Annotated in this window: 12 protein-coding genes and 1 pseudogene; 12 read left to right on the plus strand and 1 reads right to left on the minus strand. The window is 68.2% G+C overall.

Going from position 1 to position 11,886, the window contains the following annotated elements:
• Position 1 precedes the first annotated feature (1 nt).
• The 12 genes from E1288_RS39955 (at position 2) to E1288_RS40005 (ending at position 11,041) form a co-directional block, all read left to right on the plus strand.
• Entirely contained in the window at positions 2–841 is an 840-nt protein-coding gene (locus tag E1288_RS39955; protein WP_235884136.1) for a hypothetical protein, read from the plus strand.
• Positions 831–2,708: a hypothetical protein gene (locus E1288_RS39960; RefSeq protein ID WP_132493882.1), complete on the plus strand. Its 1,878-nt coding sequence runs from the start codon at positions 831–833 to the stop codon at positions 2,706–2,708. Before E1288_RS39955 ends, E1288_RS39960 begins: the two co-directional genes overlap by 11 nt.
• The gene (locus E1288_RS39965) at positions 2,705–4,210 is read left to right on the plus strand and encodes an SCO6880 family protein (protein WP_132493883.1); all 1,506 of its coding nucleotides are present in this window, start codon (positions 2,705–2,707) and stop codon (positions 4,208–4,210) included. Before E1288_RS39960 ends, E1288_RS39965 begins: the two co-directional genes overlap by 4 nt.
• 266 nt (positions 4,211–4,476) lie before the next feature.
• On the plus strand, positions 4,477–5,724 hold the full coding sequence (locus tag E1288_RS39970) for an ATP-binding protein (protein ID WP_235884138.1): 1,248 nt from the start codon (positions 4,477–4,479) through the stop codon (positions 5,722–5,724).
• A gap of 3 nt (positions 5,725–5,727) precedes the next feature.
• The gene (locus E1288_RS39975; protein ID WP_235884139.1) at positions 5,728–6,831 is read left to right on the plus strand and encodes a C40 family peptidase; all 1,104 of its coding nucleotides are present in this window, start codon (positions 5,728–5,730) and stop codon (positions 6,829–6,831) included.
• Positions 6,832–6,863: 32 nt separating this feature from the next.
• Complete coding sequence (locus E1288_RS39980) at positions 6,864–8,675, plus strand: type IV secretory system conjugative DNA transfer family protein (RefSeq protein ID WP_132493884.1); 1,812 nt, start codon at positions 6,864–6,866, stop codon at positions 8,673–8,675.
• Positions 8,672–9,244, plus strand: a complete 573-nt coding sequence (locus E1288_RS39985; RefSeq protein WP_132493885.1) for a hypothetical protein — start codon at positions 8,672–8,674, stop codon at positions 9,242–9,244. The genes E1288_RS39980 and E1288_RS39985 overlap by 4 nt, the downstream gene beginning before the upstream one ends.
• An 18-nt stretch (positions 9,245–9,262) precedes the next feature.
• A complete protein-coding gene (locus tag E1288_RS39990; RefSeq protein ID WP_132493886.1) occupies positions 9,263–9,544 on the plus strand; it encodes a hypothetical protein in 282 nt (93 codons plus the stop codon).
• Positions 9,545–9,567: 23 nt separating this feature from the next.
• Entirely contained in the window at positions 9,568–9,738 is a 171-nt protein-coding gene (locus E1288_RS47525; RefSeq protein ID WP_165968516.1) for a hypothetical protein, read from the plus strand.
• A 19-nt stretch (positions 9,739–9,757) separates the two neighbouring features.
• Entirely contained in the window at positions 9,758–9,994 is a 237-nt protein-coding gene (locus tag E1288_RS39995) for a hypothetical protein (protein WP_132493887.1), read from the plus strand.
• Complete coding sequence (locus E1288_RS40000) at positions 9,991–10,449, plus strand: thioesterase family protein (protein ID WP_132493888.1); 459 nt, start codon at positions 9,991–9,993, stop codon at positions 10,447–10,449. The genes E1288_RS39995 and E1288_RS40000 overlap by 4 nt, the downstream gene beginning before the upstream one ends.
• Positions 10,450–10,507: 58 nt before the next feature.
• On the plus strand, positions 10,508–11,041 hold the full coding sequence (locus tag E1288_RS40005) for a hypothetical protein (RefSeq protein ID WP_132493889.1): 534 nt from the start codon (positions 10,508–10,510) through the stop codon (positions 11,039–11,041).
• Positions 11,042–11,255: 214 nt separating this feature from the next.
• On the opposite strand, the pseudogene E1288_RS40010 reads toward E1288_RS40005, so the two are convergent.
• A pseudogene (locus E1288_RS40010) lies at positions 11,256–11,886 on the minus strand (IS5 family transposase); the annotation flags it as partial.

Genomic DNA, 11,886 nt, shown 5'->3' on the forward strand with positions numbered 1-11,886 from the left:
CATGCCGGACACACGCAACCAGCCCACGCAGGAGGCGACGCGCCGCCGCCAAGCCGGCGCCAACCTGATCGCCGTGATCGCCGCAGGCCTGCTCGTCGCGGCGGTCGCGGCCGGTGTGGTCGTCTCGCATCGCACCACCGCACCGCCAGCCCCTCCCAGCCCCAAGCAACCACCGACCCCGGCGGAGCCAGAAGTCACTGACCAGGGGGGATGGGATGTTGCTGCGGAGGAGGCCCTGGCGCGCCGGCCGATGCTGCGACTTCCCGTGCAGGATGCCGCTCCACAGCCGCTAACGGAGAGCGCAGGCGACTTCATCACGATCCCTCGCCCCACCGACAGCAGCGACCAGTGGATCCCGAAGGTTCGCGTTCCCACCCCAGAGGGAGCGCTGGCGCAGCTCAAAGCGTTGTCGGAGGTGGCGCTCAACGGAGTCGACCCTGCCGTCGTCGACCGCGCGTATCGCGAACTCCAGCTTCCCGGGGCACCGGATCCTGGCATGAGCGTGCCCCACAGCACTGCCGCGGATCTCCGTCTCGCCGCGCGGATGGCCTCCAGCGGCCCGGTCCCGGGCCTGACCGCGACCTACGAGGTCACGCACGGTCTGGTCAAAGGAATCGGCGATCAAGGCCGGTTCACGGTGGTGTGCGTCCTCGGGGAGCTGGTTGTCGACTACCGCGGCGCTACCGCCAAGGGCGGACTGGGGGAGTGCCAGTCGATGCGGCTCACCGACGAAGGCTGGCGAATCTCGCCTACTGCACCGGCCGCTCCTGCCCCCAGTGCGTGGCCAGGCAGCGCTCCCGCACTCCGCGCCGGCTACCGGGAGCTGCGCGATGCCCCCTGAACTGCAGATCCCGTCCGTCGGTGAATACCTCGGCGGCTATCTCGGCGATTTCGGCAGTAGCGTCGCTGACGCGCTCATGATGGGCATCTGGGCGCAGGGACTAGCGATCTTATCGGGCGCTCTGCAGCTGGCGGATCAGTTCGGCACCTTCACGGTCTCCACACAGGAGGGTCCTGTCGCCGTGCTGTGGCCGGTGCTGAAGTGGCTGTCGGGCGCGATCGCGCTGGGGCTGTTCTTCCTCCACTTGGCGAAGGCGTCATTGCGTGGCGGCCGCGGATTCCTCCGAACGATCTCAGGCCCCGTGCAGTACGGGGTTGCCATGGCGGCGACGGTGTCCACGTCCGCCGCCTTGTTGGCCGTCACCAACGAGATGACGGACTTCCTGCTGAGCTATGGGTTGCATGTCGACTCGTTCCAGCAGGCCTTTCACAGCACCTCGATCCTGAGCGCTGCGGCCAACGGCGTCCATGGAACCGCGCTCGGGCTCATCGCGATCTTCGGTGTCATTCCCGCCGCGCTGGGATTCGCGCTCGAGATGCTCTTCCGCGAGGCTGCGATCCTTCTCCTGATCGGCACATCACCGGTGGCGGCCGCCGGGCTGCTGGCTGACGGCACCGCCACGTGGTTCTGGGTTTTCCTGCGATGGCTGCTCGCCGCGATGATGATGGAACCGGCCTTGGCACTGGTGATCGTCGAGGGAGTCGCGATCTTCGGCGGCGCCCAGGGGCTCCCCGGAGTGATGGTGGGCGTCGGCGTCCTCATCATCGCGCTCTTCATGCCGCTCCTGCTGTTCCGGCTGCTGGCATTCGTTGACCCGCGAACCGACGCGGGTGCCGCCTTCCGCCAGTGGCTGTCCAGCCACGGTGTTGACTCCTTCGGCCCCCAGAATCCCGCGCGCGAGGCCGAAATGGCCGCGATCGGCGGCGCCTACCGGCGCATGACGGGCGGCGGAGCCAGTAGCGACGGGCACGGCAGCTTCGATCTCGCTGATGACGTCGAGTCCGCTCACACAGGCCGGTTCGAGCAGGCCCAAGCCGGCGAGCCCGCACCGCGTTCAGAGCAGACCGCCGAGAACGGTGACGAGGCAGCTGGTGAGGTGGCACAGAACGGCGAGGCCGCCGCCGGTGCGGCCGCCGCCGGCGCGGCGTCTGGTGGCGCCGCTGCAGCGGCCGCAGCCGCCGAAGCAAGCTCCTCGGACGACACCGACGACGCGGACTCCTCCACCGAGGCATCGCCGGATGAACAATACGGCGGAGCCCCTGACTCTGCCGTAACGGACAGCCAGGCCCCGGCCCAGGACACGTCGCGTCCTGACGAGCCCACGGAACAGGGCAGCGATGGCGTTGGTGACGGTGGCGGCGGGCACACAGCCGGGAGCGACGACGCGACCAGTGCGCGCATCGAGCAACGCCCACACGACCACACCACGGCAGAGGACAACGGCGCTGCCCCCGGAACCGACGAGCAGCCCCCGGAAGACACGTCCCCGCAACCGGAGCCCTCCGGGACAGCCGACTCCGGAAGCGGAGACGGCGGTGGCGGCGGTGCGTTCGGCGCCCGTATGCAACGGCGCCTGCACGAACGCTGGCAGCCCCCCACCACGGACGCCGGCGATCTTCCCGAACCCGACGGCCAGGTCCCGGCGCAGGACGCGTCGCCTCCCGACGAGCCCACAGGGCCGGGCAGCGACGGCGCCGGCGGCGAGCCCACAGCCGGGACTGGCAACGGCTCCTTCGGTACGCGCATGCAGCAGCGCCTCCACCAGCGTTGGCAGTCCCCACCGGCAGACGACGGCGATCACGCCCCTGAACACGACGGCGATCTCGACGACGAGCATCCAGATCCAGATGCGGAGGAGACCGAATGACGACCACGCGGGTTTATCGGGGATTCCGCAGAGAGTCCGCAGGATGGATCTTCGGCTTGAGCGGACTGCGGGCGATCGCAGTGGCTGCGCTGGCCGTGCCGGTGGTTTGGGCCATCTCTGCGGGCCGCTGGTGGACCGCGCTGATCCTGGCCCTGGTGTGCGGGGCCGTGGCGGCACTGATGATCGTGCCGGTCCGGGGGAGGCCAGCAGCCCGGTGGTTGGTGGACTGGGTGCTCCACCAAGTCGGTGTGGTCTTCGGGTGGTCCCGGTGGCAATCGCGAGCGGCCGCAGGCTTGCCGGTGGCCCCCGACGAGCCGGATCTGCCTGGAGTCTTGTCGCGGTTCACGATGCCCGACGGGCCGCCGTACCGCGGCCGCCGGGTGTGCCTGCTCCACGACACGGCTGATGGCCGATGGGGTGCCACAGCCCGGCTGGTGCACACCGGCGTGGGCCTGACCTCGGCAGAGGTCCGGGAGATGCTCGCCAGCAGGCTGGGGACGATGCTGCGGTCTCTCGGGCAGCGCGGCGTCATCGACCGGGTCTCGGTCGTCGTGCGCAGCGTGCCCGATGACGGAGTCGAGGACGCGATCTACCGAGCCCGCCACCAGGCCCCGGACGCACCCGAGCTGGCGATCGAGGCCGCGGACGAGCTGTCTCGAATCATCGGCAAAGCCAGTGTGCGTCACGAGGTGTTCGTCACCGTGTCCGCGACGGAGGACGCCCTGCGCCGGCCTGCGCGCGCCGCGGGCGGAGGAGTGGACGGGCGTGCCGCGGTCCTCTATCGCGCGCTCGATGGTGTGGAGGACCCGCTGCGGAGCCTCGGGGCGAGCAGTGTGCAGTGGCTGGACGGTGCGCAGATGGCCGAGGCGATCCGCACCGCCTTCAACCCACAGGCCGCGGCCGTGCTGACCTCCGCCCGGCTGACAGGCGACGCTGGCGATGACCGGGGTCTGCCGCTGGCTGCCGCCGGCGCCACCCGAGCACCGTCGCCGGATCGCCGGGCTTACCACCATGACGGATCGACGTCAGTGTCCTACAGCGTGCTGATGCCACCCACCGGCACGACTTTCGGTTCGCTGGGACCGCTTCTGGCGATCCGGTCACCGGGCGAGAGGCGGACACTGGCCATCCACTACGAGATCCTGCCCCAGACCGCGGCCAGCCGGGATGTGCGTCGGCAGCGGTTCGCCGCCGGACTGGCGCACGAGCTCAAGGCGCGGCGGGGCTTCGCGCGAACCGCCACGGATTCGCGGTTGGCCAGGACCGCCGGAGCCCAGGAGCAGGCGGTTGACGCCGGACACGCATTGGTGCGCTACGCGGTGTCGGCCTCGATCACAGTGCCCTCTGACGAGTCCATTGAGGACCATGCTGCTCGGATGGAAAGCGACATCGCCGGCCGGTTCCGGCTGCTGCGTCTGGAGCTCGCGCAGGATAGCGGGTTTGTCGCTGCCTGCGTGCCGGTGGGCGTGGGGCTGCCCCGTGTGCGGGAGGGGCTGCTGTGAGGAGATCGGAAGCGCAAGAGCGGACCGTCGCCGACTTGCTCGGGACGTTCGGAGGAGCACCTCTGACGCCTTCTCAAGGGCACGTCGCGGCGCCGGAGCGGAGCTCTCGGCGGCGGGAACGGGTCAACCGTGCGGTCGCGCCGCGACGCGGTCGAGCGAGGCCGGGTGCAGGCTGGTCTCCGGTACCGGCGCCACTGACGGTCTACCGCAGTACAACCAGTGACATCGGAGGGTTGTGGCCGTTTCTGGTGTCACACGGAGTGCCGGTGGCAGGCGCGCGAATCGGATACGACACGCTCTCCGGCTCATCGTTCTATTGCTCGCCGATCGACTGGGTGCTGCGGTCCTTGGTCGCCAACCCGAACCTGATCGTTTTTGGTGAGCCCGGACAGGGCAAATCCTCGACGGTCGTCGCCTTCTTACTGCGCATGATGCTGTTCGGCGTCCGTAGCCTCGTCAGCGGCGACGTCAAGGGCGAATACAGTCCCGTGGCGCGGGCATTGGGATGCGAACCGATCATCCTCGGCAGTGGAATGACCGCCCGGGTGAATGCCTTGGACCTCGGTCCGTTGGCGAGCCGGTGGGACGGCTTCACCGCAGCCCAGCAGCGTGAGGCCGTCACTGGGTTGCTGGGCCGGTGGGTCCAGCTGCTGACCGCGCTGGCCGAAGCGCAGGGGCACCGTGTCGACCAGACCGACGAGATGGTGCTGGCCGCGATCCTGCGACGCCTGACCGGCATTCGAGACGGCAACACGAACCTGACGCCGGTGACGATTCCTGGGGTACATGCCCAGCTCGCGCGGCCGGACGAGCAGCTGTGGCGTGACACCCGGTTCGGCTCAGAACGTCAGTTCCTCGACCATTTGCGCGGGATCACTGACACCCTCGGCAACTTGATCAGCGGCCCATTGGCAGGACTGTTCGACGCGCCGACGAACATTCGGCTCGACTGGGACGCGCCGATCCAGACAATGGATCTCTCGCGGCTGAAAGCCAGGGGAGATCAAGCGGTCGGGGTCGCTCTGACCGTCCTGGGATCGTGGTCGGCGACGGCGACTGACCTGCAGCCCGACGGCGATATCCGCATCGTGATCCGCGACGAAGTCTGGCGGCAAATGAGACTGGGCCTCAAAGCGGTGCAGGCTGTCGACTCCGATATCCGGCTCTCACGGCGTGAGAAGCAGATCCAGATTCTGGTCTTGCACAAGCCCTCCGATCTGCTGACCGTGGGGGACGCAGGTAGCCAGGAGGCCGCCATCGCCCGAGAACTGATGGCCCTGTGCAGCACGAGAATCCTCGCCGGCCAGTCGACCCACGTTGCCTCAGAGCTGGCTGAAGCCCTGGGGCTGGGGGAGGAGGAGCACCGGCAGATCACCGGGTGGGCGATGGAGCGTCGAGGCCGGGCCCTGTGGAAGTTGGAGAACCGGCCAGGCTTCAAGGTACAGACGGTGTTGTCGCACGTGGAGAGACGCCTGTTCGACACCAACGCGCAGCTGCGGCGGGGTCGGCGGTGACCGGTGAAGCGCAGCATCGTGGTTCCCGCCGTGGCCGTCGCGCTGTACCTGCTGGCGGCGCCGATCGTCGCAGTAGGTCTCGTGATGGGCACGGTGCTCTCCGGCGGCGGCACCGGCGGTTGCACCAGGACGGGCGGCGTTGGCGGCGGCCAGCAGCAGTTGGGCGACCGAACGTGGTCGGACGAGCAGATGACCAACGCGCACACGATCATCGCGACCACCTCAGCCCGAGGCCTGCCCCGGCGCGCGGCAGTGATCGCGATCGCGACGGCGATCGTCGAATCAGATCTGGTGAACGTCGATTATGGAGATCGTGATTCGCTGGGTCTGTTCCAGCAGCGGCCGAGCATGGGCTGGGGGACCCCGGCGGAGGTCACCACTCCCACCTACGCCACCGGGGCGTTCCTGGACAGGCTGGTCCTTGAAGACGACTGGGATGATCTCGGTACAGCGGCGCAGCGGGTTCAGCGCAGCGCGTTCCCCGACCGCTACGGCAAGCGCGAGGCTCAGGCCACCGCACTGGTCGACCGGTTCTGGACCGGACCGGACAACCCGCCAAGCGGGCCGCCGCCAGGGGCACAACAGGCGGGGCTGTCTCCGGTCGTGACGGGCTGCCCGGACCAAGGCGCCTCGAACGTTCCCCTCGACCCGGCCCAGCTTCCACCCGGCTTCACACTCCCCCCAGATCCACGCCAGCGGACCGTGGTGAGCTTTGCCCTGGCACAGTTGGGAAAGCCCTACGTGTGGGGCGCGAAGGGGCCCGCCGCGTACGACTGCTCCGGGCTGACGCAGGCGTCGTGGTCCGCAGCAGGAGTGCCGATTCCCGCCGGCACCACGACTCAGGTCACCGCCGGGGCCGCGGTGCCCAGCCTCGCCGCCGTGCAGCCAGGCGATCTGCTGTTCATCCCCGGAAGCCTCGGAAGCCCCTCGAATCCTCGGCACGTCGGCGTCTATATCGGCGACGGGCTACTCGTGAACGCCTACGACGAGACCAAGGGCGTCGTCCTGGAGAACGTTCGCGCCTGGGCCGGGGAAATCGTGTCGATCCGCCGGCCAGCGCAACCGGCCATTCCCGCACCACCTCTGAAGGGAGAACCGAGGACGTGAGTAGCAGTCGAACCGGAGCCGTCACTTCTCCCATGGCACGGCGCGATTTCGCGCTGATGGCCGTGATGCTCGCTCTCGTCGGAGCCATTCTCGGTGCCGCCGCCGTGCTGACCACCGGCGCCGTCGTGGCCACCGCCGTGTGCGGAGGCCCATGGCAGCTGCCGCCCGTCGGAACGTGGCTCACCACGGCGCTGGCGATCCTCGCCCACCCAGGGCACCTCGAGGACGCGATCCCGGCTCCCTGGGGACCGGTACTGGCAGGGCGTGCCGGAACCTACTGGGCAATCACCGCGAGCGGCGCCACGGCCTCCGCCGTCGCGATCGCCGCGGTCAGCCGGATCGTGTGGCGGGCCTTCGCCCCGATGCCATCGGGACACGCCAGCCGCGCGGATATCCGACGCGAGCTGTCACGCTCCGCGGCTAGGCGCACCGCGAAGTGGACGCGACCGAGCATGACCTGGCAGGAGCGTCAGCGGGCACCGATCGAGCAGGTCGCAGTCCCGAGTCATGACGGTCCCCACGGGCGTGCGTTGTGGCTGCCGTTGGAGAACCCCACCGGGGCAGTCGCGCCGACGCAGTCCAGCAAAAGCAGAGGCGATCTGGTCCACAAGGTCATGGCTGCGGGCGGTGCGTTGTTGTGTTCCACGACAAAGCCCGATCTGTTCGAGTTCTCGGCACTGTCGCGGATTCGCGACGTGGGAGGACCGGTGCTGGTATTCGACGTCACGGGGTCGGTCAGGTGGCCCGCGAAACTCCGTTGGTCGCCTGTGGCCGGCTGCACGGACCCCGACGTCGCGTGGCGTCGCGCTGAGGCGATGGTCGGAGCGTCCTCCACTGACCTGCAGGGAGTCAGCGGGAACGACAAAGTGTTCCGCAACAGGGCGAAGGTGGTGCTGCAGGCATACCTGCTGGCCGCCGCCAACGCCCGGCGTGGAGTGGACGCTCTCGTCGACTGGTCCATTACGCGCGCCTCCGAACCGGTCCAACTCCTCATGCCGCACGCCCCAGAGCTGGCCAAGAACCTCCGCCAGGAGGTCACGATGGTCGCCGAGACCAGCGACGCGGTATGGCTGTCGGTGCGGCGGGCGCTTGAGCCGTTGATGCAACCGAACCTCCGGGAGCTGTGCTCCCCACCGGCGGGCGAGGAGTTCGACGCAGAGGCGTTCATCCGCGCACGGGGCACCCTCTATCTGATCGCGAGCCGGGAGCAAGCCGCATTGGCGGCACCGATCCTGACCGCGCTGGCCGACCTCTGGCTGACCACAGCGCAGGACATGGCCCTCCACACCGAGCACAACCGCCTCGAACCTCCGGTGTCCACGATGCTCGACGAACTCCCCATCGCCACGCCCGTGCCGAAACTGCCGAAGATCTTGGCTGACTCCGCGGGCCGCGGTGTGTTGGTGCACTGGGCCGCCCAGTCCATCGCGCAGCTGGAAGAGGCCTACGACCAGCTCGGTGCCCGTCAGCTCATCGACAACACCACCGCCCTCTCGATCTACAGTGGACTGAAAGATCAGCGGACCCTCGAATGGATCTCGGTCCTCGCTGGACACCACGAGCGACTCCGGTTTCAGCAGCACGCGGACGGCGCGCTCAGCGTGGGCCGCGCAACCTTGAGTACCGAGGATGCTCCCGTCTACCGGCCTGGTGCTGTCCGCATGTTGCGCCGCGAGCGGGTCCTGCTCATCCACCGCCATCTACGGCCGCTGGAAGCACGCCTGGTCGACGTTACGCAGCGGCGTGATTGGAAACAGATCAAGGCCGACATCGCCGCGGTGCGCTCAGGATCGGCAGCGGTCCGAGCCGATGGAAGTCCGATCCGGGAGGTGAGCAACGCGTGACTGACGAGGAGATCCCCGAACCTCAGGCCCTGGAGCCAGATGACGCGACGAGCGACCAGCAGGACGAGCTGCACGCGATCCTCACCGAAGTCATCCAACGCCTCCGCGCCACCGAAACCAAAGTGCAGGACCTGGAACGCGCCTTCGGCGAGGTGATGCAGGAAGAGACGCGGAAACGCAGCGAGCCCGCACCATGGGTATGGGTCCCGCCGCCTGCGACGACCAACGATCCCCGCACCAACGTCCGGGCGTTCGTCGAGTTCTACAACCTCACCTACTTCGGTGCCGGTCGCGCGCAGCGGATCCCCGAGTGCTGGGAGCAGCACCCGGGCCTGGCGATGGAAATCGCGACGTTGGCGGCGGCCTGGCGGGCGGCCAACCTCGGCCGCAGTGCGCACCCGCGCGACGCCCAGTCTTGGCATCACCACTGGAGGCCCGGCGCGATCGACCGCATGGTCCGCGACTGGACCCACCCGTCGTGCCTGGACGGCGACCACCGCCCAGCAGGCGCCGATAGCCGGGTCGACCGCTTTACCGCGGCCGAACACACCGACACCACGGCAGGCTGACCATGACCGGGAGGGACCATGCCCACACCCGATGGCCGCGACCAGCTCAACACTCTGTGGGGCGCGCTGCTGACCGACGCCGGCGTCGACCCGATCACCGCCACCGCCGCCACCCCAGAACCGGCCGCCGCCAACGACGCAGACGGCGATCAAGAGGTTCTCCGGGGCTATCTGCGTGGAGCGCCGGAGCACGACCCGGTCGCAGCGATCCTCGCCGGCGAAGCCGATCTACACGACGACCTCGAAGCCGATCTACACGACGACCTCGACGCCGATCTCGATGACGGCTTGAGCTACTGAATCCAGAGGAAAGGAGTTGCCCCATGCACCCGGCTCCCTGGGAACGATTCGACGACGACGAGCGACGTGCCGCTGAAGCCCGCGCCGAAGAAGAACGACACGTCGACGACGAGCGCCGGCGAGAAGAGGAGCGGATCGACGAGCTGTACCGAGACGACGACACCGACGGCTGTCGCTACGACTACGGCCACTAGCAGGAAAAGGAGGCGCGCGATGCGTCGATACGTGAGCCGCGGCGCGCGGCTGTGGGTCCTCACATGGGACGTGGACCAAGCATGGGGCCACCTGGCGATCCTTACCGGACGCGCACCGGTCTTCGTGCGGTTCGTGCAGCTGGAGGATGACCCGCCACTGTACGAGCTCGCCCGCACGTGCTCTTCGGCTTCGCGCGGCGGTCTGCGTCAGCTGTGGTTCCTCGGAGAAGGCGATTCGGAAGGAGACCTGGCATGAAACCCGGATTGAACGCTGGGACAACGCACACCGTTCATCGCAGGATTGAGCAGGAGCTCACCGTCCCCCACATTCTTCCTGGCACACTCCTCGAACGGGGAGAGACGGTTCTTGCCTCGGGCTATCTGGTGGCGTTGCTGGAGTCGGCTTGTTGGCAGGTTGTCCACCCGCATCTGGAGCCACATGAAAGCGCGGTCGGCGTCGATTTCGTACTCACCCACTGCGCACCAGCCTGGCCGCGCGACCTCGTTGAGATCACCGTGACCTGCACGCGGGTCTCGTCCGAAACGCGGGACATCGAGTGGCACACGTCAGCCACCAACCTCCGCACGCGGAGGGTCGTCGGCAGAATGCGCCACCGGCTGCGCATCGTGGAAAGCAACCGGTTCCAGGAACGCACGATGCGCCCTCGTCCGTCAGTGCGCAACAGTGACCCTCGTCAGCCGGAGTCATGACCGGTTCACTCTACGCGAGCTACGATTGCCGTGTGTCCTGGCGAAAGGGCGCGGCGTCGTGAGCGGAGCGGGAGCACAGCTCATCGCCTTTCTGGAGCATATGGCTGATCTCTATGAGAGACAGTCGCCGCCGAGTTCCGGCACCTGGCGCTTCCGATCGTTCCCGGAGCTGCTGCTGGCGGAAGGACGGCTCTGGGAGAGCTCGGTGCCCTATGCGAAGTCCGTCCGGTGGGGGCATCGGAGATGCTGGCAGAACGCATCTCAGCTGGCCGATGCTGATGCGGATTTGGTGTACGCGGAAGGCCTCGCGCTGATAACGGTCGGCTCGCTGGGAACCGAACACGCATGGTGCGTCCGCAACGACGCTGGCGTTGTGGATGTTACGTGGCCGGCGGGCGACGGCGCGGCCTACGTCGGCCTGCCGATGATCGACACGTGGCGCAGGAAGGCCCAAGCCGAATCCGGTCATTGGTCGCTGCTCGTATCCCACACCAAGGTCGGGCAATCGCTCCTGCGGGATGGGCCGGACCCCAGCACGCTCGTCGACATCGGGCACCCCGTCGCCGATATCCGCTCGCGTCTGGTTCAGTAGCGCAGGCCGCTGATCGTCCTCCGTATCGAGCTCCTGATTCTGCACCTCAGCTTCGTCGTCATGGAGACGTGCCCGCGTGATAACCAGGCTGGGCGCTAGCGCGGCATGAGCCCGATGCTGACCGTCCAATTGATGATAGGCCAGGTTTCCAGGGAGGCCACGAACCTCACCTGTGCTGGTTGAGCAGCATCGTCGGTCTCAGCACTTAGGGTTCCTAACAAAGGGTTTTGATGTGTCGGTAGCAGATGATGCAGGTGGCCAGGCCGAGGAACGCTTCGTGGATGTCGGCGCGGCGTTCCCAGCGGATGCGGAGGCGTCGCATGCCGTGGTACCAGGCGATCGTGCGCTCGACGACCCACCTGATCACGCCGAGTCCGGAGCCGTGGCCGGTTCCTCGTTGGGCGATCTGCGGGTCGATCCCCATGTCGCGCAACTCGTCGCGGTGTTGGGCGGAGTCGTAGGCGCGGTCGGAGTACAGGGCGTCGGGCCGGCGGCGGGGGCGCCCGCGCTTGCCTCGCACGGGCGGGATCGCCTCGACCAGTGGGAGGAGCTGGGTGACGTCATTGACGTTGCCGCCGGTCAGGCTGAATGCCGTCGGAATGCCGCCGCCCTCGGTGATCACGTGGTGCTTGGAGCCTGGCCGGGCGCGGTCGACCGGGCTCGGGCCGCTTTTGGGCCGCGTCGCGCCGCCCGCACATGCGAGCTGTCGATCACCGCACGCGACCAGTCCAGCTTCCCGGCCGCGTTCAGCTCGGCCAAAAGCTCCTCGTGCAGCCGCTGCCACACCCCGGCCTCGTTCCATTCCGCCAGGCGCCGCCAGCAGGTCATTCCGGATCCGAACCCCA

The organism is Saccharopolyspora elongata, assembly GCF_004348985.1.
Taxonomy (GTDB): Bacteria; Actinomycetota; Actinomycetes; order Mycobacteriales; family Pseudonocardiaceae; genus Saccharopolyspora; species Saccharopolyspora elongata.